The sequence below is a fragment of the Acinetobacter sp. UBA5984 genome (assembly GCF_002429925.1).
Taxonomy (GTDB): domain Bacteria; phylum Pseudomonadota; class Gammaproteobacteria; order Pseudomonadales; family Moraxellaceae; genus Acinetobacter; species Acinetobacter variabilis.
Map to the genome: position 1 here is coordinate 12,269 of NZ_DJBE01000024.1, position 21,111 is coordinate 33,379.

Here is a 21,111-nt window from a genome sequence, read left to right on the forward strand (position 1 = left end):
ACATTAATAGTGCTAGCGATGGCATAATAAAGACTGATTTATCATACTTTTTTATTATGCAATCGCTTTGGTTAGTCTCCCAGCTTCTGGTCTGTTTAGTGCTTGGTTTTGTTTTAGCGAAACGGCTTCCTGCTCACCTCACAAAAATCTGCTTTAAGGTTCTTCCATATTTTAGTTATATTTTGCTGATTGCCATCGCTTTTGAGTTTTCTGAGCTTCTGACGAAATTGCCTTACCCTGCCCAGATTCTAAATATCTCTATTACAATTGCTTTTCTCACCTCTATTGGGGCATTTAGCTGTTGTTATCTGCTATTTAAATGGGCAGATTTTCAACCTTCTTCTGGACGAGTCTCCACTGAGCTAGTGATTAAATCACTGATTAATATCAGTTATGCATTCTTCGCCTTAGCTGCTGGGTACTTGCTGCATTATAGTTTCACTCAAATGGGGCTTTCTGTTCAAATCAGCACTTGGCATTTATTACTGGTCTTTATGTTTCTGATTGGACTGGATCTTGCCTACTCACCACTTGATCGCTCATGGTTGAACTGGAAAATCCTGCTGGTCCCAACAGGTTGTATTGCTGGTTCATGCGTGGCTGCAATTATCTATTCTTTCTGGAATCCGGATATTCATTTAAAAGACCTGATTATGCTGTCACAAGGTTATGGTTTTTATTCAATGTCAGGTGTTGTCGTTACAGAACTAAGAAATGCGGAACTGGGCAGTATTGCCCTGATGAATGACCTGTTTCGGGAAATTTTTGCGATTTTACTGATGTATTGTGCCGGCTGGCGTTACCCAAGATCAGCAATTTCTGCTGCAGGTGCGACTGCGATGGATGTGACTTTACCCATGGTCAAACAGGCCTGTGGCAATGATTTTATTCCACATGCCATGGTGAGCGGTTTTATTTTATCTGTATTGGCGCCAGTAGCGGTAAGTGTGTTGGCGGTAATTTAAAAATCCCTCCCGACCTCCCTTTCATAAAGGGAGATTTAGGGGGATTCAATTAGAAATAAAATAAACTACGGAATATTAAAAATTCAAATCAACCCTACTCAATGAATCTCCTACTGTCTCCATCATCTCTGAAGCGAGTTCTACAATATCTATGCTATCAAGGCCTGACATCCAGTCCCATGAACCCGACTGTGCCTGTTGTTTATATTTTTCCTGCTGTTCGAACTGATCTGCTATTTTTTCCATCTCCAGCCTTTGTTCTAGCATTTTTTGTTCTGGTGTCTTTATTATTCTCATTTGAAATTCCTTTTTATTTTTATACAGCTTTTCTCAATGTATAAAAAAAGCCTTTCATATGAAAGGCTTTTCATCGGGTAACCGGAATTACAATGTTGCCAAAATATCTTTTAGAGTCTGACGAGGATTTTCCGACTTGGTAATTGGTCGACCAATGACCAGATGTGTTGAGCCATCCAGCATTGCCTGTTTTGGTGTCACAATACGTTTTTGATCGTCTGCATTTGAACCTTCAGGACGAATCCCAGGAGTGACCAGTGCAAAGTCTTGTCCAATGCTTTCACGCAGCATTTTCGCTTCTTGTGCGGAACATACCACTCCATCTAAGCCACTGTCTTTAGTCAGTTGAGCCAGACGTTTTACATGTTCATTAGGTTCAATATCCAAGCCAATGTCTTTCAGGTCTTCACGTCCCATAGACGTTAATACAGTTACTGCAATAAGTTGAGTCTTATAGTTACCTGCTTTTAAACGCTCAACACAGGTCTCCATCATTTTACGACCACCTGAAGCGTGGACGTTGACCATCCACACACCCAAGTCTGCCGCGGCACATACCGCTTGTGCAGTGGTATTTGGAATATCATGGAACTTCAGATCTAGAAATACATCAAAACCTTTATCCTGAAGTGCTTTTACAATGATAGGACCTTCATGAGTAAATAACTCTTTGCCCACTTTTACTCGGCATAAGGCAGGATCGAGCTGCTCTGCAATCCTTAAGGCATCAAATTGACTTTTAGCATCCAGTGCAACGATGATACTCATGAGAAGACCCTTCAAATTGACAAAATTAAACCATTATACGGATTAGCCCCATAACAACCAAGAATATTTTCGCAAAAATGATTTTTTAATTCAAATTAAGTCATTTATTTATATAATTTTTATATATTTTTCTAAATACCATTAAACAATAAAAAACGCCTTAGAAGCTAAGCTAAAAGGCGTTCGATCAAAACAGGCGAAGTAAAGATTCGGTAGATTACTTCTACTTGTCATTTTCGTTTAAAGCGGTGCCGATGGCCTGTCATTAGAATTAATATCTAATACTGTTTTCTCATGTCGTGTATGAGCCGCCGCTTCTGCTGCCATCATCTTGGCAGTATTCAACTGTTCCTTACGTAGATGCTCAATATCTTTACGTAGTCGTTTAATTTCCCAATTGCTCTGAAAAACGCGGAAAACCTGCACACCGAGTAACAAGCCAACCACTATTCCTAAGGAAAGAGTCAAAAGGAGCAATAACCCTAAACGCATTGCAGGAACTTGAGTAAATAACAAGTCCACTGAGACCTCAGTCCCGTTTTGCAACACCAAAGCTAATGAATAGCCAAAGACGAGCAATAAAAGAATGACCAGAACGTAACGCATGAACACCCCGTAAATATCTTGTTTATTTGTTTGCAGATTCGTTTACTGCATCACGAAGTGCTTTACCTGGCTTAAAGTGTGGAACAGCTTTTGCTGCAACTTCAACAGATTTACCAGTTTTAGGATTACGACCCACGCGAGGCTCACGATGATGTAATGCAAAGCTGCCAAACCCGCGAATCTCAATACGGTTATCAGATGATAAAGCTTCAATCATTTGATCAATCATAATTTTAACTGCTTCTTCCACTAAAGGTTCAGCCAAATGCGGATTCTTTAGCGCGATGCGCTCTATTAAGTCAGACTTATTAAGTGCTTCAGTAGTCATCTGCGACCTCTTTAATTATCAAGCTACTCGGGATCTATTTTCCGATAATAACCTGTTTAAATACAAAACGGTAGCGCAATAATTAAATACTACGCTACCGTTTACAGTATTTGTGTAAAAAGTATTACTTAATTTACATTAACAATACAATTCACCATCTACTCTTAGTGATTCATTTGCGCTTTGATCAAGTCACCAATAGTTTTAGGACCATTGTCTTGACCAGCAGCAGCTGTTTTCAGATTTGCAACAGCTTCTTTCTCTTCAGCTTCGTCTTTCGCTTTGATAGACAAGTTGATAGAGCGAGATTTACGATCTACATTAATGATCTTAGCTTCAACTTCTTGACCAACTTCAAGGAATTTAGTCGCATCTTCAACGCGGTCGCGGTTGATTTCAGATGCTTTAAGAGTTGCTTCAACTTCATCAGCTAACTTAACAGTAGCGCCTTTAGCGTCAACTGCAGTTACAGTACCTTTAACAAGCGCACCGCGTTCGTTAGCAGCTAAGAAATCGTTGAACGGATCGCTGTTCAATTGTTTGATGCCAAGGCTGATACGGTTGCCTTCAGCATCTACAGACAGGATAACTGCTTCAACAGTGTCACCTTTCTTGTAACGACGGATAGCTTCTTCGCCTTGTTCGTTCCAAGAGATGTCAGACAAGTGAACTAGACCATCGATACCACCTGGTAATCCGATGAAGATACCGAAGTCAGTGATTGACTTGATAGTACCAGATACTTTTTCACCTTTATCGTGGTTCTTAGCAAACTCTTCCCATGGGTTAGCACGAGTTTGTTTGATACCAAGAGAAATACGACGACGTTCTTCGTCCACTTCAAGAACCATAACGTCAACTTCGTCACCGATCTGAACAACTTTAGATGGGTGGATGTTTTTGTTAGTGTGGTCCATTTCTGAAACATGTACTAGACCTTCAACGCCTTCAGCGATTTCTGCGAAACAGCCGTAGTCAGTCAGGTTAGTTACGCGAGCTTTAACGATAGAACCTTTAGGATAACGGCTCATGATCGCTAACCATGGATCTTCACCTAATTGTTTAAGGCCTAAAGATACGCGGTTACGTTCGCGGTCGAATTTAAGTACTTTAACAGTAACTTCTTGACCCACTTCAACAACTTCTGATGGGTGCTTGATACGTTTCCAAGCCATGTCAGTGATGTGAAGAAGACCGTCGATACCGCCAAGGTCAACGAACGCGCCGTAATCAGTAAGGTTCTTAATAGTACCAGTAACTGTTTGACCTTCTTCAAGCTGAGCAAGAAGAGCTTCACGGTCAGCTGAAGATTCAGCTTCCATAACAGCACGACGTGAAACAACAACGTTGTTACGTTTAGCGTCAAGTTTGATTACTTTAAATTCTAACTCTTTGCCTTCCAAGTGAGTAGTATCACGAATAGGACGAGTATCAACTAAAGAACCTGGAAGGAACGCACGAACTGGACCGATGTCAACAGTGAAACCGCCTTTAACTTTACCAGAGATAACACCAGTAACGATTTCGCCGTCTTCAAAGATTTTTTCAAGTTTAGTCCAAGTCTCAGCGCGTTTAGCTTTTTCGCGAGAAAGAACTGTTTGACCCATACCATTGTCAAGTGCTTCAACAACTACGTCTACAGTGTCGCCAACTTGAACTTCAAGTTCGCGCTGTTCATTTAAGAACTCAGCACGGTCAACAACGCCTTCAGATTTAAGGCCAGTGTCAACAGTTACCCAATCAGAGTCGATGCTTACTACAACGCCTTGGATGACTGCACCCTTTTCAACGTTGAGGTTTAATTCGCTTTCTTCAAAGAGGGCTGCAAAAGATTCGGTCATGATATATCCGATAAAGTCAGCGGTCTTGGATCAGACAAGGCCGGTTTAATTAAGCGTCTACATAGTCCATATAAAACTGATCAAGCTATGCATCTGCTGAAATAATAGGGTTATTGAGCTAATTGCTGATCCACATACGTGGTCATCAGCTTAAATACTTCATCGATATTCAAATCTGAACTGTCGATGATGTACGCATCAGCAGCAGGTTTGAGCGGAGCGACAGTGCGTTCCATATCTCGTTTATCCCGCGCTTCGATATTAGCTAAAATGTCGTTTATTTTAACATCCAGCCCCATACCCTGCAACTGCTTTACACGTCTTTGCGCACGGGATTCAGCCGAAGCTGTCAAATAAATCTTGGCTTGTGCGTCTGGGAAAATACTGGTCGCCATATCGCGGCCATCTGCCACTAGACCAGGAGCTTGAGCAAAAGCATGTTGACGGGCCACCATAGCAGTTCTAAGTTCAGGAATTGCAGCAACTTTTGAAGCATACTCACCCACCCGTTCGGTACGGATAGTTTGGGAGACATCTTCACCATTCAGCCATATCTGAACACCTGATTCAGTGCTGACAAATTGGATATCCAAATTTGTTGCAATTTGTACGCATTCAGCCAGTTGAGTATCCAGTTCATCGAGTAAATTATGGTGATGCAATGACAGTCCTAATAAACGATACAAAGCCCCTGAATCCAATAAATGAAAATGGTAATGTGCTGCAAGTTTTGCAGCCAGTGTGCCTTTGCCAGATCCACTTGGACCATCAATGGTAATAATTTGAACTGTCATTACTTTCCCGTTATTTATACAGATTTTGCAAGTTTTGCGAGGCCTAGTTTAATCCCTGTCTTGAGCTGTGCAAGAATTAATTTACTGACAAATGGAAGACGTGCCTGCAATTCTATCGTATAAGTCACCAGACTTTTGTTATCGTCCAATGCTTCAAACTCAATAATACCCAAATGATGTTTAATCAAAGGATTCTTTACGATCTTGTATTCAATACGGGAGTTCGGCTCTAGCAAGGTAATTTGCTCTTTTAGCGGCTTGACTGGACCTAAACCCATGCTACGCACAGAACCCACACCATCTGGGCGCTCAGGGTCTGCTGAATCCTTAATCCGTTCCACCTGCATTGGTGCAAAAGCCACGTTATAAGCATCGTGTTTAGACAGCAATTCAAAAACCTTATCAATCGCTGCTGGGAATTCTTTTTTTACCTGAATCGCATTTTTCATTTTTCTTTTTCCTGAAAATAAATGATTTTAAAGTGAGCAAAGTTTAACGAATTAGATTCGATTTATTTATGAGCATTCAGTAATTTTTCTTGCAATTTCAGCTGGCGTTTTTGTTCACGACGCAACTTGAAAAATGCACTCAACTGCTCAGCACACTGCTGCTGCATACAGCCCGAGTCAAATAGAAATACATGATTATAGTAGCCAGTTTCAAAAAGCTTGCGTGCACTCACCAAAGAACCTGCTTTGGGCTCATTTGTACCAAAAACGACCCTTGAAATACGCGAATGCACCAATGCACCTACACACATGGTGCACGGTTCCAGAGTTACATAGAGGACAGCATCTTCAGGCAGGCGGTAGTTTTTCAGGTTCTGACAGGCTTCACGTAATGCTACGATTTCAGCATGGGCAGTCGGATCATTTAAAGAAATTGGCGCATTGTAGCCACGGCCAATGACCTGATTTTGGCTGACAATCACAGCACCTACAGGAATTTCACCCTGCTCAGCAGCAAGTGCAGCCTGCTCATAAGCAAGCTGCATCCAGTATTCATCGGTAAATTGTGTTTCGGACATTCAGACTTAAATCACACCATAGTGTTTGAGTAACTCATTCCAGCTTTCAATGGTGGTTACTGGTGGATTCTGAGACAAAATGCCTTTCAGGCTTAAATCACTACCCTTTTGCCATTCTGGAGACAGATCTTTATCGACCAGACGTGCACGCACGCCTTCAACAAAGTCAGGATGACGGATTTTCCAGTCTGAAATCTGGGTTTCCAGTTCGAAAATTTCATTCCAGGAATGAACCTGTTTACCCCATTGCCATAATAACCAGCTTAGAGCAGCGGTTGCAGGTGAACCTTTTTGCAGGTTTTCGCTGGCCTGACGCAACCAGTCACTGCGCGCATCACTTAAACCAATAATCGATTCATAATCGTGCTCGAAGTTTACGCCACGACATACACTGTGGATTACATCCAGTGAGTTTTGCAAAGGACCCGGGCCTACCGGACGGTGCATGCTATTCAAGGTGTCATCAATCGCACGGAAATCCCCAGCTGGATAATGTTCCCAGTCTATATTCACGACCTTATCTAACACTGAATCACGTTGTGCATCACAGATATGAGTCGCCCAGCCAATACCGTAAGCACCCGCAGCAGTCATAATGGAACCTGTTAAACCTGTAAACAGGCCAATCGCTCCACGGTCTGCTAGGAAGCGGGTCGCACCCACATCTGGATATAAACCAATATTAATCTCAGGCATGGCCAGACGTGAATACGGCGTCACCAAACGGAATGGAGCCGCCATAAACAGGCCTAAACCACCACCCATAACATAACCTTCACCCCACACCAATACCGGCTTGGCATAGTTATGCAGTAATAAATCTAGCGCATATTCCTGTTCAAAAAACTTATTGGCGGTTGCCACTTCATCATTAATTACTAACTGACGCAGCTTACGTACATCGCCACCGGCACAAAATGCTTTCGGGGTAGTTGAATCCAGCCAGATCGCTTTTACGCTGTCATCTGTATGAAAGTCCTGAAAGACTTCTAGCAATGCTGAAACCAGAGATTCATCTAAAGCGTGTAATGATTTTGGACGATTCAGACGAACAATGCGCCAGCCATTATTGGCTTGTTCAACAATCAGGTCCGGATGGTAAGGTGTAGTTACAGGAGAATAAGTCATGCGTCCAGCTGCCAATCTATAGGCTCAATGCCATGTTGTTTGAGATAATTATTTGTTTTCGAAAAAACTTTACAACCAAAAAAACCACCCCGGTTTGCTGACAAAGGCGAAGGATGTGCTGCCTTTAAGACCAGGTGTTTATTTTGATCAATGCGCTGTCCTTTACGCTGTGCGTATGCGCCCCAAAGAATAAAAACGATATGTTCACGTTGTTCATTCAATACATCAATGACGTGATCTGTGAATTCCTCCCAGCCACGTTTCTGATGTGAAGTTGGCTGTGCTGCCTCTACAGTCAGTACAGCGTTGAGCAGAAGTACACCCTGTTCCGCCCAATGAGTTAAATCACCATGTTTAGGGATTTTTACGCCTAAATCATTATGTAACTCATGAAAAATATTACGTAAAGATGGAGGTAATGCAACCCCTTTTTGCACCGAGAAGCTTAAACCATGCGCCTGATTCGGGCCATGATAAGGGTCCTGACCAATGATGACCACTTTGACCCGGTCTAATGGCGTTGTATTCAAAGCATTAAAAATCAGGTGATTTGGTGGGTAAATTACCTTGTCTGCTTTTTTTTCTTCAATTAAAAACGTTTTTAACGCATCCATTTTCGGGCTCAGTAAAAAATCACTGAGTCCATATTTCCAGCTGTCATCTAACTGAACTTTATTCAGTTTGGCAATTTGCTGTTCATTTAAAGACATGCTTCAATCCTAAATCTATGTCAGTCTGCGTTTATATTCGAATTTTTAAGGCTGGACTTGCAAATCCACAGCCGGATTATGAAATGGAAGACCCTGTTTCAGTTTCGCAAACATCTCTGAATCTGTCCATTCTGCCCGGACCTGCTCCGAGAATTCAATCTGTTCCAGGCTAAGTGGACCCATCTGTTCATTCTGGATATCTTCCAGGAAGCTTTGCGCATAGCCTGTATCAGTTTCATGGACAATCACAGAGTAAACTTCAACATCCCCTTCACCATTCTGAGTAATGGTGGATGTCAATACCTGCTGAGCCAAGAAGAAGAAAATACGTGAAAACTGTTCTGCAGACGGTGAAACTGGCAAAGATACCCAGCGTGCACTAAAGTTTTTACATGCCTGAATATATTCAGGATCATCTTTTTGCCAGAAGCAGATCGCATGGTCAAAAGAATCAAAGAAATCCTTAATCACCCCTTTGAGCAGACCAAAATCATATACCATCTGGCCATGATCCAACTTCGACGCTTTCAGCAATAACTCAACTTTATAACTGTGACCGTGGATCGAACGTTTACAGCGATCCGAGGTGCAGTTACGCACAATATGAGCATTTTCAAACTTAAATAACTTACGAATTAACATATGCCGTAATGTCGTCAAAAAATAGGTGAATTAATTTCAATTATAAAGCAAAAGTAAACCTATGAGGATTAATTTTGCAGTTCATCATGATAGGGAAAAGGGATTAAGGCTACGCGAATCAAATTCAAGAAATGAGAGCATTCTAAAATGATGATATTTTAAAAAGGCGCCATGCTTCGATAGGCAACATAAACCTTCTTGTCCTGCCGCACCAGATCACTACTAAACTGACGTTTACGTTCACTCAGCATCACTTCGATACGTGCTTTAAAGTGATTGGATTGCACTCCAAGCAGGTTATTAAACAGGTTATGTTTGGCTGCATCCACCTGAGCAAAGGGTTCTAGTGTCCAGAGATCAGCCACATTGGAAAAATATTCCAGATTCGCCTGACGGTGATCCAGCAATTGCTGCACAGCATTCACATCCAGCTTTTCATCCATGCTCGCCAAAAGAAATGCAGATGCGGTATTAATATTGACTGTACTGTCTTCTACAGGCGCAGCACTGAGATAAGGTGCGATTAGTTTGTACTTGTTTTCTTCAAAGCCTCGTACCAGTTTCAGCTCTTCAACGCTATGAAATTTGGTATTTGGAGGCAGAGAACCATTCGGCAAGCCCTGATAATAATTAGATTCTGCACCCATTGGGCCACTTGGCATTTCATCTTCATCCTGCCAGTCGATCACAGCTTCACTCAACTGCTCTGGCAATCCAGCACGTTTTAATATCAGCTCGAACCAAGCTTTAGCATTTTCATTTACCGTACCTTCAGCTGTAATCAGGCTATTTAAATTAAACTTACCTGATTCATCTTGCAGTATTCCCGAAACATAACCATCTTCAACCGGAAAAGCTGGCATCGGCTGCGCCCAGGTTTCATTTAAATGATCAACTTCAGCAGCATTCTCTGCGTCATCCACAAGTAATTCAGAAAAAAACGCTTCAGCACTTTTGGCATACATCAAAGACTGGTTTTGTCGCATTAAATAAGCGGTACTTTCAGCAGTTGCAGCCTGACGTTTAGCAATAGTCGCAGCCAAAATAGTTGCAAGAGCCACCATCACTAGAATGGTAATCAGAGCAATCCCCTTCTGCTGTTTGATCATCATTGCTTTGTTCATCTGCATTTTATTATTCTTTGTCAGGTTAACTTTTGGGTTTCAAGCAGGAAATCTGTATTCAATAAACTGAAAATCCACTCATAACTGACCCCATTAACCATTAAGTTGATTTTAATGCCTTTGGGCAAGCGCTGTTTTTGCTCAACCTGATTTAAATCAAATGATGAGTCTGGCCATTGGGTCATTTCATTCGGATTAAGCACTACGATCTGAAACTGCTCAACATCGGACAACAACACACTGGATTCAGGTTGATCACGACCGGTCTGGTTTAAATTCCGGTATTTCAAGCGATATAGTTTTTGTTCATCTGCCCGGTACTGATATTCAACCCGTTCATCTGGAGAAATCCCCTCTTCCAGAGGATCGGTAACTCCAGTCTTACTAAAGTTAAAACGCCCGTTTTGCAAAACCAGTGCCGGCTGAATATCACCATTAATATTGGCCGTTAAAGGCACCGCCTGTACCGTATCACGCAAGATCTGCTGATAAGTATCTTGCAACTGACTTAAGCGCTGTTCATGCACCGCATTACGGTCTTTGGTTTGTATAATATAATCAAATACTTTCCAGCTTAGAGCAGACAGTACGGCGAAAATAGCAATAGCAACCAGTAGTTCGACCAGCGTAAATCCCTTTGACTTCATGGCGCTTCATTCATCCGGTGATTAAAGAACATCAAGCTGCTAATTCCATTTTCTGCCTGACCGGTTTCAGTGTTGACCAGACTCACCTGTAATTCAATACGTTGTACATTAGGACTTACAGTAGGCTCACTGCGCTTATCAATTTGCCAGGTTTCGCCCTGCTGGGTGAGTTGTTTAGATTCAGTACCAGTGAGCCACTGCTGATTGATTTCCATCAGTGCCGCTTCATTCAAGGCAACAAACTGGGCTTGGGTTCTCAAAATGGCATTCGAAGTCGATTGGGTATATTGCATGGCAACTTTAGTCAGGGTCATGGCTGCTGTGGCAAAAATCGCCAGCGCAACCATCACTTCCAGCAAGGTAAATCCTGAGGCACGATTAAGTCGAGTAATACTCGACCTGAGCGGCATTGTCGCGCAAGAAAGTCCAAAAGCTGTGCTTGAGGAGCCGCGATGAGTGAAATGCTGTTTCACCGCTGCGCAAGACGAAGAGCTATGCCCGGAGTGCGCACGATCAGCATTTGACTTAAATGGCTTGATTACATCAGCTCCGGCACTCTGCTTGAAAACCCTAGCTTTCATGGACTTTACCCAAGTGATCAATTTCAATCGGATTGCCTACTTCACGATCTTCCAGATAAAACTGGATTCTGACCGGTTTAACTTCACCATTGCCTAACCAGATCAGCTTGGGTGCATTGGCTTCAGTAAGATCCCGATTTTGGGCATTATTATAACGTTGCTCTAAAGGCTGAATCCGGAAAGAGACCTGTTCTGGTAAATTGCGCAGATTAAACTCCGCATAACTTTGCCATTTCTGCTGATTTAAAGTCGGTTCTGCCTGATTAGGTGAACGATATTCCACGACCCCGTAGCGAAATGGTGAAATATCAGTGGCAGCCTGAACATCAAGCGCAAGAATACGGGATTGATCATTAGCTTCCCGCAAGATCCGCTGCAAATCCAGTAACAGGACTTCCCGCGTCTGCATTGCCTTGCGCTGATCTACCCCACCAATATTCAATACAACTAGTGATGCCATAATACTCATAATCACAATCACCACCATCACTTCGATTAGAGTGAATCCACGAATGGAGGCGTGATGTGATCTGATCATAGGCAACTCTTAGGCGAACTACTCGGCAGGATGAACCTGTTTCGGTAAAGCTAAAGCTTGATCAATAAGGGCAACGCGCAAGGTATCGCGTGAACCAAGATAGCGCTGGTAGAAACTGGAGTTAAGAATAGCAGCTGCACCATGGGTCAATGACCAGATTGAGGCCAGATAATCACGCACCGACATGCTGCTATTGATTGAAGCCAGATAGCTTTCAGTCATACGGATAATCAGACGTAAGCGCTGTTTGCGCACCTGATAAAGTTCGCTAAACAGATGCTGAATTCCAACACCTGTTGTAGAAAGACGTTCTTCAATCTGATGAAAAAGGACAGTACGTTCAGGGTGATGCAGATGGTGCAACATAAAGAAAGCCAGATGTTCAGGAAAAGCCTTGTCACTATCCTGAATCATTTCCAGCAACATGCGCTCATTACGGATAATCAGCAGTATGTACAATTCATCTTTACTCTGAAAATGCTTGTAAAGAGTGCCTTTGGCCAGATCCAGTTCTGCTGCCAGTGCATCCAGGGTCATCCCGGCTTCACCATTTTCTAGCAGTAACTGTTCTGCGACTTGAAAAATCAAGGTTTCTCTTGCTCGAAACTGAGCCTGACGATCCATCTTCACCCTATAACTCTCTTGTACTCTTATCTAACTTTATTTACTTCGAATTCAGAAGATTCTCAAAGTTCTGCTTTGTGATATAAGCCATTTCTTCTAGCGACTTATCATATACATCGCAAAGGGCTTTGGCTACATAAGGAACGTATTTTGGTTCATTAGATTTGCCACGATATGGCATTGGAGCAAGGTAAGGACTATCCGTTTCGATTAAAACACGATCAAGTGGAACCTGTTTGGCAACGTCACGCAAATCCTGGGCATTTTTAAAAGAAACAATACCGGAGAAAGACACATAGTAACCGCAGTCTAAAACAGCTTTAGCGGTTTCCCAGTCTTCGGTAAAACAGTGCAAAATGCCATGGGTAGATTTCTCTGCACGAATAATATCAACCGTGTCATGCTTGGCAGAACGGGTATGCACAACGACAGGTTTTTTCACAATTTGTGAGGCATGAATATGACGGGCAAAACAGTCTTTTTGCTCGGCAATAAAATCGGTGCTGTGATAATAATCGAGCCCCGTTTCACCCAACGCCCAGACTTTTTCTGGCTGTGCCAGTTCAACCAGATATTCAGTAGTCGCACGCGCCATCGTTGCCGCATCTTCGCAAGGATGTACACCGACGGTATAACCGACATCAGGATGACGGGCAGCGATTTTAGCCAGCTCGATATGATCATCCAGATCCACCGAGATACTCATAAACTTGGATACGCCTGCTTCACGGGCCTGAACAAGCGCCTGATCCAGATCACCATTATAAGGTGTTAAATCGAGCAGTGTTAAATGACAATGAGTATCTACAAACACAATGAGTTCCTACCGAAGGTAAATTAACTACATAGTGTAACTTTTACGTCCATCAGATTTAAGACCTGCAACCAGACGATCTGCTTCATTTTTGAAGAAAACGCCTTTTTCACCGGTGAGCTGAATCCCAAAACCTTGTGGCTTGATGCCATTCTGCTTTTGAGATATCCAGATTACTTTTCCGGTTAATGGAATTTTCTGCGTCTGTTCAGGTAAAGTCGTCAAAACAAATACTTCTTCACCCAGCTTGACTGGTTGCTTGGAAGGAATAAAAAGTCCACCACCTACAACATATGGCATATAACTGGCAAATAACGTTTCAATATCCGGAATATTGGCCTGAATAATACCGCCCATACGTGGTTGCATCTTGTTTTCCCCTTAAGCTAAAGATTCATCAGCTTGATACACAATTCATCGAGCACCAGATTACTTTGTACATTCTGCTCAAGATATTGTTTGGCTCGCTGAAAATCCTCATAAATTTCAAAAAGTGTTTCCAATGAATATTGTTCGGCCAATACATTAAAGTCCAGATCAATGTTTTTTACGGCCTGATTTAGCTTGACACAAATTAAATCGGACAACAAGTATTCAAACATTTGACCAAATTCACCAAAACTCAGGCTTTTATTCCATTTGGTCGCAATTGCCATGGGCATATTTTTTTGAATAGCCAGTTTTTTCCAGTCTTCTATGAATTCCTGACGTAGTGGCAGCCATGAACTTTGTGCAACCTCAACCGCTTGCAAAGGCATCTGATTGGATAAATTCATCAATAACTGCTGCTGGCTCGAACCTGCTTCAGGTAATTGCACTTCTACATATTCACCGAATTGCACTGATGAAATCCGGTCCAAAGCAAAATGCTGTAAACGGCTGCGAATAGTTGCAGGCAATTTCAGATAATGATCCGCAAGTAAAATGATGACAATATTTTCACCCGGTTCTTCCAGAGTTTTCAGCAAGGCATTAGAAGAGGCAATATTTAATGCTTCAGCGGGTTCAATGACAACGACGCGCCAGCCATCCACGGTCTGCTGTACAAAAGGCAGAAGATCACGGATTTTTTCAATTTTAATTTTGGCATTCTGTTTTTTATTGTCTTCATCAGTACTGATATAGACGTAATTCGGATGGGTATCCGCTTTTAACCACTGACAGCTACCACACTCACCGCATGGCCCATCAGGCTGACGGTTCAGGCATAAAACCCAGGCCAGAAACTGCTGGGCAAAGGCTTCTTTACCACAGCCTTTTTTTCCATAGAATAACAAACCATGTCCAAGCTTAGGAAAACGCCCGGTTAGCGTTTCCCAAACCTGTTGCTGCCATGGATAAATCTGTGCATTGACATCAAGCGGCATGGAGAATTCTCAAATTAAGCAAAAGAAGATGGATCCATCTGGTTCAGGCGGTCCAGATCTTCCTGCGTATCGACACCTGGCGGTAAATTGGCTTCTGCCACAGCAATGGCAATACGGTGACCATTTTCCAGTACACGTAACTGTTCTAAAGATTCCAGTTTTTCCAGCACACCTATTTCCCAGGTTACATATTCCTGTAGCAGTTTTACTCGGTAAGCATATAAACCCAAATGACGATAAGCCCAATCATGCAGTTTTTGTTTAGCCAGTTTGGCACCATCACGGTCATAAGGAATCGTAGCACGACTAAAATACAGGGCCTGATTGTGCTTAGACATCACAACCTTAACAATGCTGTCACGCTTAAATTCCTCTAAATGATGAATTGGCTCACACAGAGTCGACATTGAGCAAGCTGGTTGATCTTCTAAGAGTTGCGCGACCTGTTTAACTAACTGGGCTGGCAATAAAGGTTCATCACCCTGCACATTTACGATAATGTCATCACTCGCCCACCCCTTGATTCGAGCTACCTCGCTTAGACGATCTGTACCTGATGGATGATCTGCTGAAGTCAGGACCACATCAACGCCTTCAACACGGCAAACTTCTGCAATACGTTCATCATCTGTCGCCACACACAGGTCATCAAAGCCCTGCACTTTTTTAGCCTGATCCACGACACGCAGAATCATTCGACGACCATGGATTTCCAGCAAAGGTTTACCCGGCAAACGTGAACTGGAGAAGCGTGCAGGAATAACTATATGTTTCATCGTAAATAAACCTTAAGAAATAGAAATACCCTGTTGCTCTAATTGCTGCTGCAATATTGTATAACAGGCAGGTGACAAGACTGCATCGACCGGCACCACCCAGATATCCCGCTGATAATCTGGATACTGTTTGAGTAATGCCATAATTTTAACTGCATCTTTTTCAGTAGTAATAATCGGACTATTGTCATCGAATTGCAGGTCTTCAATTTCATAATCATGATGGTCTGGAAATTCGTGACACTGAAATTGCTGCAGCCCCAGATGTTCTAGCGTTTGATAAAAACGCTGCGGAAAACCGATGCCGACTACTGCATAAAAAGCCGCAGTTGGATCAAAGCTTTTGATGACATCCTGATTTAATAGATAGGGCTGAGAGGCTGCAAGATGCATATGCAAAGGCAAAACTGGATTTACTGCATGTTCAATTACGGTACCCTCTTCTAAGCGGGTAACGGGTTCACGCAGATAACCTTCAGGTAAAAGTTTCTGGTTACCCAAGCCTCGGTTATTATCCAGCACAATCCATTCAATCTGCCGATTTAAAGCCCAGTGCTGCAAACCGTCATCACAAATAATTAAATCCAGTGCATGCTTTTCTAGCAAAAGCTCAATGCTCTTCTGGCGATTTGGCCCCACAGCCATCGGCACACCAGTCGCTTGGACAATTAAGGCTGGTTCATCCCCTACCACTTCAGGCAAGGTATTTAAATCGACATAAGCAGGAAAAGGACCTTTACCACCATAACCTCGGCTGATCACACCAATCCGTAAGCCTTTTTCATTAAGGTAATCCACCAGATGAATCAGCAAAGGTGTTTTACCACTCCCACCTACGGTAATATTCCCAATCACCATTACTGGAATAGGTGCGGTATAACTTTTCTTGATCCCTTTACGGTAAAGCCAGTGATTGCTGACAAAACCCAAGCGGTAAAGCCAGGACAAAGGACGCAGCACAACCAGCCACTTTGCCTGTGTATTCCAAGCATCCTGAATGATCTGTGCCAAAGCCATGACTTAATGTTCCTCGAAATTACGTTGGTGCAGCTGATAATAAGCACCTTGGCGTGCAATCAGCTCAGCATGATTACCCTGCTCAATAATACGACCTTGATCCATCACGACAATGCGATCGGCATTTTCAATTGTTGATAGACGATGCGCAATCACAATCGTAGTCCGATCTTGCATCGCCTGATCAAAGGCACGCTGAATAAAGTATTCAGATTCGTTATCCAGCGCACTAGTCGCTTCATCCAGAATCAGGATCGGTGCATTTTTCAGAATAGCACGGGCGATCGCAATACGCTGACGCTGACCACCTGACAGATTCAGACCTTGAGCACCTAGTGGCGTATCATAACCTTGTGGCAAGGCCATAATGAAATCATGCGCATAGGCGGCTTTTGCTGCTACAATGATTTCTTCATCACTCGCACTTTCTAGCTGGCCATAAGCAATATTTTCACGGACAGTACGGTTAAACAGCACTACCTGCTGGTTTACCATCGCGATCTGGGTACGTAAAGCAGTCAACTCATAATCAGTAATCGGTTTTTGATCCAGTAAAATTTGCCCGGATGTAGCTTCCTGATAACGTACCAATAGATTCACTAGAGAGGTTTTGCCTGCTCCTGAACGTCCAACCAATGCGACAGTCTCGCCCGCTCTCACTTCCAGGTTAAAGTCATGAATCGCATGGTGACCATCGCCATAAACCAGATTGACATCTTTAAATTGAATATTGCCTTTTAAGGTATCATTGAGTTTGCCAGTATTATGCTCTTCAGGCATATCTAGCAATTCAAACACAGAATGTGCGGCCGCCATACCACGCTGAATTTTTTCATTCACATCAGTTAATGTCTTGATTGGTCGCGCCAACATGCCTGCAGCTGTAATATAAGCAACAAATTCACCCGCAGTAGTATCTCCCAGAATTTGTGGGCGCAATGCAATATACATCACGATACTAAGTGAAACTGACATGATCAGCTGCACCACTGGACTGTTCAGCTGCTGTACTGCCACCATCTTTAAGCCACGGCGCAGGTTTTCCAAAGAATTCTGTTTAAAACGTTCCTGCTCATAAATCTGACCACCAAAACCCTTGACAATCAGATTGGCATTTACCGTTTCCTGAACCACATGGTTCACATCACCCATGGTGTCCTGAACCTGTTGTGATAGCTTGCGCATCCTTTTTGAGGCTTTACTGATCACAAAACCAATCACAGGTCCAAAGATCAGAATACACATGGTTAAACGCCAGTTGGTATATAAAAGATATCCCAATAAGGCAATTGTGATCAGACCTTGCTGAATGATCGTTCTAAGTGCTTCAGTTGAGGCTGCGGTGAGCTGCTCAACGTTATACATAATTTTGGCCGTAATATGACCACTGGTATTGTCCAGAAAATATTGCGCAGGCAAACGCAATATTTTGGCAAAGACTTCCTGACGAATATTAAATACCAGATTACGGGAGATGACCGCCGTATAATACCCACCGAGGAATAGGCCTAAGCCCCGGAAGAACATCAGTACTACCACTAAGAATGGGAAAAGTAAGGTGAAACCCTGGTCTCTGTTTTGTATCGCCTCAATGATATATTCCAGTAATTTGGCTACAGAAACTTCTGTCGCCGCATTCATAGAGAAACCAAGCAGGACAATTAAGGCTGTGCCCCAAAATGGTTTTAAATAGTTTAAAAGGCGAAGATAGACCTTAAAATCGTGCTTCACTAATAACCTCGAGTTGGTACTTTCGTACTGATGTTGACATTAACAAAGCCAAGTTGCCCTGCAACGTCCATGACACGAATAACATCCTGATGTGTCGCTTTTGCATCAGCGGCAATGACAAACATTAAATCACGACGTTCATTCGAAATCTGTTTAATTGCCGTATTTAAATCTGCTGCATCTTTACTGGCAATAGATTGACCATTCACGGCATAGTGGCCATTGGCATCCACAATCACTTCAATTTTCTGGTCAAAATTCTTGGGCGGCACACCTTGCGCATCTGGAAGCGTCAGGTTCATCCGGCTCATCTGGTTAAATGTGGTTGAAAGCAGCAGAAAGACCAAAATAAATAGCAGGCAATCAATCATGGGCGTCAGATTGATATGTACATCTTCCACCTGGTTACGTTTAAATTTCATGCCCCTGCTCCTAGCTTGCTTTCTTGATGCGTTCTTCTACATCATCTGAAGCATTCAAATAGAACAGATTGGCATGAAATAAGGTTGCCTGCTGTTCAAGTTCCGCCACATATTCCTGAACCAGCCGCTGGAAATAACGATGTGCAAATAAAGCAGGAATAGCAATCAACATACCCGCTGCTGTTGTGATCAGTGCTTTGGAAATACCGGGCATCATTAACACCGGGTCACTATTAGTACCGACATCAATCATTAAAAATGATTCGATAATCCCAATGACTGTACCCAGCAAACCGAGTAAAGGCGCTACTGCGCTCAAAGTACCCAGAAAATTAATATTTTTTTCCAGATAGCCAATTTCCTGTGAAGCTATCACTTCCATCTGGGCACGAGCATATTGCTCAGAATGGTGACGCGCTTCAAAACCAGCAGTAAATACACGACCCAAAGTACTGTTTTTCAAAGCTGAACTCTGTTGCAGCTTTTGCATGGCTTGGTCTGCATTTTGTGCAGGACCTATCAGAAGTGAGTTGGGCAGTACCAGACTCTTTTTTAAACGAATGAAGCGCTCAACTGAAATCGCCAGCATAAATATCGAACACAATACTAGCGGCAGCATCAACCAGCCGCCTGCTTTAACCAATTCCCACATCTGATTTATTCCCCAATAAAAACAAATTTTAAATTAATTATTCTTCGCCCAGGATCGAAAGAATCCCGTCCAGCTCTTCTAAAGAATGATAGCTAATGACCAGCTTGCCTTTTCCTTGCTTGTTGTAGTCAATTTTAACATCCGCACTAAAGCGCTCAGACAGACGCTGAGTCAGCTGCTGAATGTCTGGCGCAATCGCTGCTTTTGGTTTTTCTGTTTTCGGTGCATTGTAGTCGCGTACCAACTGTTCGGTTTGGCGTACTGATAGGCTTTTTTCAATGACCATCTCAGCAACTCTAAGCTGATCTTTAGCCTTCAAAGTCAGGATGGCACGTGCATGTCCCATATCCAGCAAGCCCTGCTGCATAAAGTCTTTTACTTCTTCAGCCAGAGTTAGCAGACGCAGCAGATTGCTCACTGTGGTACGCGCCTTACCGACAGTATCGGCAATTTCCTGATGGCTTAAACCAAACTCGTCATGGAAACGCTGCAAAGCCATCGCCTGATCAATCGGGTTCAGGTCCTGGCGCTGAATGTTTTCGATTAAAGCTAATGCAATTGCGACCTGATCATTCAGCTCACGCACAATCGCAGGAACTTCAGTCAGGCCTGCCAGTTGTGCCGCACGCCAGCGACGCTCACCCGCAATAATCTCGTATGGATAGCGTTCATCATCGACCGGACGGATCACGATCGGTTGCATGATGCCATGCTTTTCAATCGATGCTGCCAATTCCTGCAGATCCTGCTCATTGATATAGCGACGTGGCTGATATTCACCACGTTTCAGCAGATTGACATCAATCTGTTTCAACTGACCATGATCAAGACCTTGTGCTTCGAGTTGTAATTTTTCTTTTTGAATTGATCCCAGCAAGGCATCTAAACCACGACCTTTGGCGAGTCCACGTTTCTTGACGGTCATGCTTTACTTCCTTTTTTCACTTTACTTTTCTTTAATACTTCAGCTGCCAGATTTAAGTAAGCAACTGCACCCTTTGAACTTTTTTCAAAATAAATCACTGGTAGACCATGTGCCGGCGCTTCAGCCAGACGGATATTACGTGGAATCACGGTTTCATAAAGTTTTTTACCAAAATATTGTTCCAACTCTTCCGAGACATCACGGGTCAAGGCATTTCGAGCATCATACATGGTACGCAATACACCCACGATCTGTAGGTCTGGATTAAGTGCCTGCTGAATGCGGTCAATGGTTTGTGTCAGATCAGCCAGACCTTCCAATGCATAATATTCGCATTGCATCGGGATGATGACACCATCCACCGCTGCCAATGCATTCACGGTGATCAGGCTTAAGCTTGGTGCACAATCAACAATGATATAGTCGAATGAGGATTCAATTTCCTGCAAAGCTTCACGCAAAATGAATTCACGGCCTTTTTGCTCGGCAATCGCCAGCTCCACACCAGCCAGATCACGGTTTGCCCCTAAAACCTTATATCCGACTTCAGCTTTAGTAATCGCAGTTTCAATCGGCACTTCACCTAGCAATACATCAGTCACTGAATACAGCAGGTCATTTTTCTGAATCCCCGATCCCATGGTCGCGTTACCTTGAGAATCCATATCCACAAGCAAAACGCGTTTTTTTAACACAGCGAGAGATGCCGCCAAATTTACTGCGGTTGTGGTTTTACCGACACCACCTTTCTGGTTGGCAATCGCAATAATTTGTGCCATGTTGACCC

Annotated in this window: 27 protein-coding genes; 1 reads left to right on the forward strand and 26 read right to left on the reverse strand. The window is 43.0% G+C overall.

Features of this window, described 5'->3' with window-relative positions:
• Window positions 1-56 precede the first annotated feature (56 nt).
• On the forward strand, window positions 57-965 hold the full coding sequence (locus tag B3J29_RS03755; protein ID WP_286964436.1) for a lysine exporter LysO family protein: 909 nt from the start codon (window positions 57-59) through the stop codon (window positions 963-965).
• Between the two features lie 75 nt (window positions 966-1,040).
• On the opposite strand, the gene B3J29_RS03760 is transcribed toward B3J29_RS03755, so the two are convergent.
• From B3J29_RS03760 to B3J29_RS03885, 26 genes are all read right to left on the reverse strand, one after another.
• A complete protein-coding gene (locus B3J29_RS03760) occupies window positions 1,041-1,262 on the reverse strand; it encodes a hypothetical protein (protein ID WP_005236122.1) in 222 nt (73 codons plus the stop codon).
• Window positions 1,263-1,349: 87 nt separating this feature from the next.
• On the reverse strand, window positions 1,350-2,030 hold the full coding sequence (gene pyrF, locus B3J29_RS03765) for an orotidine-5'-phosphate decarboxylase (protein ID WP_004783982.1): 681 nt from the start codon (window positions 2,028-2,030) through the stop codon (window positions 1,350-1,352).
• A gap of 240 nt (window positions 2,031-2,270) precedes the next feature.
• On the reverse strand, window positions 2,271-2,636 hold the full coding sequence (locus B3J29_RS03770; protein ID WP_005236124.1) for a lipopolysaccharide assembly protein LapA domain-containing protein: 366 nt from the start codon (window positions 2,634-2,636) through the stop codon (window positions 2,271-2,273).
• A gap of 22 nt (window positions 2,637-2,658) precedes the next feature.
• The gene (locus tag B3J29_RS03775) at window positions 2,659-2,964 is read right to left on the reverse strand and encodes an integration host factor subunit beta (RefSeq protein WP_005097312.1); all 306 of its coding nucleotides are present in this window, start codon (window positions 2,962-2,964) and stop codon (window positions 2,659-2,661) included.
• Window positions 2,965-3,128: 164 nt separating this feature from the next.
• Window positions 3,129-4,805: a 30S ribosomal protein S1 gene (gene rpsA, locus B3J29_RS03780; protein WP_004783987.1), complete on the reverse strand. Its 1,677-nt coding sequence runs from the start codon at window positions 4,803-4,805 to the stop codon at window positions 3,129-3,131.
• A gap of 110 nt (window positions 4,806-4,915) precedes the next feature.
• Window positions 4,916-5,599, reverse strand: a complete 684-nt coding sequence (gene cmk / locus B3J29_RS03785) for a (d)CMP kinase (protein WP_005236126.1) — start codon at window positions 5,597-5,599, stop codon at window positions 4,916-4,918.
• Between the two features lie 14 nt (window positions 5,600-5,613).
• Window positions 5,614-6,048, reverse strand: coding sequence for an SRPBCC family protein (locus B3J29_RS03790; RefSeq protein WP_004783989.1), 435 nt, complete (start codon window positions 6,046-6,048; stop codon window positions 5,614-5,616).
• Window positions 6,049-6,110: 62 nt separating this feature from the next.
• The gene (gene tadA, locus B3J29_RS03795) at window positions 6,111-6,626 is read right to left on the reverse strand and encodes a tRNA adenosine(34) deaminase TadA (RefSeq protein WP_005236129.1); all 516 of its coding nucleotides are present in this window, start codon (window positions 6,624-6,626) and stop codon (window positions 6,111-6,113) included.
• 6 nt (window positions 6,627-6,632) lie between these two features.
• Window positions 6,633-7,754: an enoyl-CoA hydratase/isomerase family protein gene (locus B3J29_RS03800; RefSeq protein ID WP_004783991.1), complete on the reverse strand. Its 1,122-nt coding sequence runs from the start codon at window positions 7,752-7,754 to the stop codon at window positions 6,633-6,635.
• Entirely contained in the window at window positions 7,751-8,464 is a 714-nt protein-coding gene (ung, locus tag B3J29_RS03805; protein WP_005236130.1) for a uracil-DNA glycosylase, read from the reverse strand. The genes B3J29_RS03800 and ung overlap by 4 nt, the downstream gene beginning before the upstream one ends.
• A 45-nt stretch (window positions 8,465-8,509) precedes the next feature.
• Window positions 8,510-9,106, reverse strand: coding sequence for a 6-pyruvoyl trahydropterin synthase family protein (locus B3J29_RS03810; RefSeq protein ID WP_005236131.1), 597 nt, complete (start codon window positions 9,104-9,106; stop codon window positions 8,510-8,512).
• Window positions 9,107-9,264: 158 nt separating this feature from the next.
• Window positions 9,265-10,236 carry a type II secretion system minor pseudopilin GspK gene (gene gspK, locus B3J29_RS03815; RefSeq protein ID WP_005236132.1) on the reverse strand — a complete coding sequence of 324 codons (972 nt, stop codon included), beginning with the start codon at window positions 10,234-10,236 and terminating at the stop codon, window positions 9,265-9,267.
• A 14-nt stretch (window positions 10,237-10,250) separates the two neighbouring features.
• Window positions 10,251-10,877: a type II secretion system minor pseudopilin GspJ gene (gene gspJ, locus B3J29_RS03820; protein WP_005236133.1), complete on the reverse strand. Its 627-nt coding sequence runs from the start codon at window positions 10,875-10,877 to the stop codon at window positions 10,251-10,253.
• Window positions 10,874-11,458, reverse strand: a complete 585-nt coding sequence (gspI, locus tag B3J29_RS03825) for a type II secretion system minor pseudopilin GspI (RefSeq protein WP_171065451.1) — start codon at window positions 11,456-11,458, stop codon at window positions 10,874-10,876. Before gspI ends, gspJ begins: the two co-directional genes overlap by 4 nt.
• Window positions 11,448-11,996: a pilus assembly FimT family protein gene (locus tag B3J29_RS03830; protein ID WP_005236134.1), complete on the reverse strand. Its 549-nt coding sequence runs from the start codon at window positions 11,994-11,996 to the stop codon at window positions 11,448-11,450. The genes gspI and B3J29_RS03830 overlap by 11 nt, the downstream gene beginning before the upstream one ends.
• A gap of 18 nt (window positions 11,997-12,014) precedes the next feature.
• A complete protein-coding gene (locus B3J29_RS03835; RefSeq protein ID WP_005236135.1) occupies window positions 12,015-12,620 on the reverse strand; it encodes a TetR/AcrR family transcriptional regulator in 606 nt (201 codons plus the stop codon).
• 40 nt (window positions 12,621-12,660) lie between these two features.
• Window positions 12,661-13,434, reverse strand: a complete 774-nt coding sequence (locus B3J29_RS03840) for a TatD family hydrolase (RefSeq protein WP_005236141.1) — start codon at window positions 13,432-13,434, stop codon at window positions 12,661-12,663.
• Window positions 13,435-13,461: 27 nt separating this feature from the next.
• Window positions 13,462-13,803 carry a PilZ domain-containing protein gene (locus B3J29_RS03845; RefSeq protein WP_005236142.1) on the reverse strand — a complete coding sequence of 114 codons (342 nt, stop codon included), beginning with the start codon at window positions 13,801-13,803 and terminating at the stop codon, window positions 13,462-13,464.
• Between the two features lie 17 nt (window positions 13,804-13,820).
• Complete coding sequence (locus tag B3J29_RS03850; protein WP_005236144.1) at window positions 13,821-14,801, reverse strand: hypothetical protein; 981 nt, start codon at window positions 14,799-14,801, stop codon at window positions 13,821-13,823.
• Between the two features lie 14 nt (window positions 14,802-14,815).
• Window positions 14,816-15,577 carry a 3-deoxy-manno-octulosonate cytidylyltransferase gene (kdsB, locus tag B3J29_RS03855; RefSeq protein WP_005236146.1) on the reverse strand — a complete coding sequence of 254 codons (762 nt, stop codon included), beginning with the start codon at window positions 15,575-15,577 and terminating at the stop codon, window positions 14,816-14,818.
• A 12-nt stretch (window positions 15,578-15,589) separates the two neighbouring features.
• Window positions 15,590-16,594 (reverse strand): tetraacyldisaccharide 4'-kinase, encoded by a 1,005-nt coding sequence (gene lpxK / locus B3J29_RS03860; RefSeq protein ID WP_005236148.1) that lies wholly within the window; start codon window positions 16,592-16,594, stop codon window positions 15,590-15,592.
• Between the two features lie 3 nt (window positions 16,595-16,597).
• Window positions 16,598-18,325 (reverse strand): lipid A export permease/ATP-binding protein MsbA, encoded by a 1,728-nt coding sequence (msbA, locus tag B3J29_RS03865; protein WP_005236151.1) that lies wholly within the window; start codon window positions 18,323-18,325, stop codon window positions 16,598-16,600.
• Window positions 18,325-18,747 (reverse strand): ExbD/TolR family protein, encoded by a 423-nt coding sequence (locus B3J29_RS03870; protein WP_004784014.1) that lies wholly within the window; start codon window positions 18,745-18,747, stop codon window positions 18,325-18,327. Before B3J29_RS03870 ends, msbA begins: the two co-directional genes overlap by 1 nt.
• A gap of 10 nt (window positions 18,748-18,757) precedes the next feature.
• Complete coding sequence (locus tag B3J29_RS03875; protein WP_005236153.1) at window positions 18,758-19,399, reverse strand: MotA/TolQ/ExbB proton channel family protein; 642 nt, start codon at window positions 19,397-19,399, stop codon at window positions 18,758-18,760.
• Between the two features lie 37 nt (window positions 19,400-19,436).
• The gene (locus B3J29_RS03880) at window positions 19,437-20,324 is read right to left on the reverse strand and encodes a ParB/RepB/Spo0J family partition protein (protein WP_005236155.1); all 888 of its coding nucleotides are present in this window, start codon (window positions 20,322-20,324) and stop codon (window positions 19,437-19,439) included.
• Entirely contained in the window at window positions 20,321-21,103 is a 783-nt protein-coding gene (locus tag B3J29_RS03885; RefSeq protein WP_004784019.1) for a ParA family protein, read from the reverse strand. Before B3J29_RS03885 ends, B3J29_RS03880 begins: the two co-directional genes overlap by 4 nt.
• Window positions 21,104-21,111 lie beyond the last annotated feature (8 nt).

What these genes read in the sequence shown, in the direction of transcription:
- B3J29_RS03755 (WP_286964436.1), top strand. Translation starts at nt 57, where the DNA reads ATGCAATCGCTTTGGTTAGTCTCCCAGCTTCTGGTCTGTTTAGTGCTT.
- B3J29_RS03875 (WP_005236153.1), bottom strand. Translation starts at nt 19,399, where the DNA reads ATGTGGGAATTGGTTAAAGCAGGCGGCTGGTTGATGCTGCCGCTAGTA.
- B3J29_RS03800 (WP_004783991.1), bottom strand. Translation starts at nt 7,754, where the DNA reads ATGACTTATTCTCCTGTAACTACACCTTACCATCCGGACCTGATTGTT.
- B3J29_RS03830 (WP_005236134.1), bottom strand. Translation starts at nt 11,996, where the DNA reads ATGATCAGATCACATCACGCCTCCATTCGTGGATTCACTCTAATCGAA.
- kdsB (WP_005236146.1), bottom strand. Translation starts at nt 15,577, where the DNA reads ATGAAACATATAGTTATTCCTGCACGCTTCTCCAGTTCACGTTTGCCG.
- B3J29_RS03760 (WP_005236122.1), bottom strand. Translation starts at nt 1,262, where the DNA reads ATGAGAATAATAAAGACACCAGAACAAAAAATGCTAGAACAAAGGCTG.
- rpsA (WP_004783987.1), bottom strand. Translation starts at nt 4,805, where the DNA reads ATGACCGAATCTTTTGCAGCCCTCTTTGAAGAAAGCGAATTAAACCTC.
- B3J29_RS03850 (WP_005236144.1), bottom strand. Translation starts at nt 14,801, where the DNA reads ATGCCGCTTGATGTCAATGCACAGATTTATCCATGGCAGCAACAGGTT.
- gspI (WP_171065451.1), bottom strand. Translation starts at nt 11,458, where the DNA reads ATGAAAGCTAGGGTTTTCAAGCAGAGTGCCGGAGCTGATGTAATCAAG.
- B3J29_RS03870 (WP_004784014.1), bottom strand. Translation starts at nt 18,747, where the DNA reads ATGAAATTTAAACGTAACCAGGTGGAAGATGTACATATCAATCTGACG.
- ung (WP_005236130.1), bottom strand. Translation starts at nt 8,464, where the DNA reads ATGTCTTTAAATGAACAGCAAATTGCCAAACTGAATAAAGTTCAGTTA.
- cmk (WP_005236126.1), bottom strand. Translation starts at nt 5,599, where the DNA reads ATGACAGTTCAAATTATTACCATTGATGGTCCAAGTGGATCTGGCAAA.
- B3J29_RS03770 (WP_005236124.1), bottom strand. Translation starts at nt 2,636, where the DNA reads ATGCGTTACGTTCTGGTCATTCTTTTATTGCTCGTCTTTGGCTATTCA.
- B3J29_RS03880 (WP_005236155.1), bottom strand. Translation starts at nt 20,324, where the DNA reads ATGACCGTCAAGAAACGTGGACTCGCCAAAGGTCGTGGTTTAGATGCC.
- pyrF (WP_004783982.1), bottom strand. Translation starts at nt 2,030, where the DNA reads ATGAGTATCATCGTTGCACTGGATGCTAAAAGTCAATTTGATGCCTTA.
- gspJ (WP_005236133.1), bottom strand. Translation starts at nt 10,877, where the DNA reads ATGAAGTCAAAGGGATTTACGCTGGTCGAACTACTGGTTGCTATTGCT.
- B3J29_RS03810 (WP_005236131.1), bottom strand. Translation starts at nt 9,106, where the DNA reads ATGTTAATTCGTAAGTTATTTAAGTTTGAAAATGCTCATATTGTGCGT.
- lpxK (WP_005236148.1), bottom strand. Translation starts at nt 16,594, where the DNA reads ATGGCTTTGGCACAGATCATTCAGGATGCTTGGAATACACAGGCAAAG.
- B3J29_RS03885 (WP_004784019.1), bottom strand. Translation starts at nt 21,103, where the DNA reads ATGGCACAAATTATTGCGATTGCCAACCAGAAAGGTGGTGTCGGTAAA.
- B3J29_RS03790 (WP_004783989.1), bottom strand. Translation starts at nt 6,048, where the DNA reads ATGAAAAATGCGATTCAGGTAAAAAAAGAATTCCCAGCAGCGATTGAT.
- B3J29_RS03845 (WP_005236142.1), bottom strand. Translation starts at nt 13,803, where the DNA reads ATGCAACCACGTATGGGCGGTATTATTCAGGCCAATATTCCGGATATT.
- B3J29_RS03835 (WP_005236135.1), bottom strand. Translation starts at nt 12,620, where the DNA reads ATGGATCGTCAGGCTCAGTTTCGAGCAAGAGAAACCTTGATTTTTCAA.
- B3J29_RS03775 (WP_005097312.1), bottom strand. Translation starts at nt 2,964, where the DNA reads ATGACTACTGAAGCACTTAATAAGTCTGACTTAATAGAGCGCATCGCG.
- gspK (WP_005236132.1), bottom strand. Translation starts at nt 10,236, where the DNA reads ATGCAGATGAACAAAGCAATGATGATCAAACAGCAGAAGGGGATTGCT.
- tadA (WP_005236129.1), bottom strand. Translation starts at nt 6,626, where the DNA reads ATGTCCGAAACACAATTTACCGATGAATACTGGATGCAGCTTGCTTAT.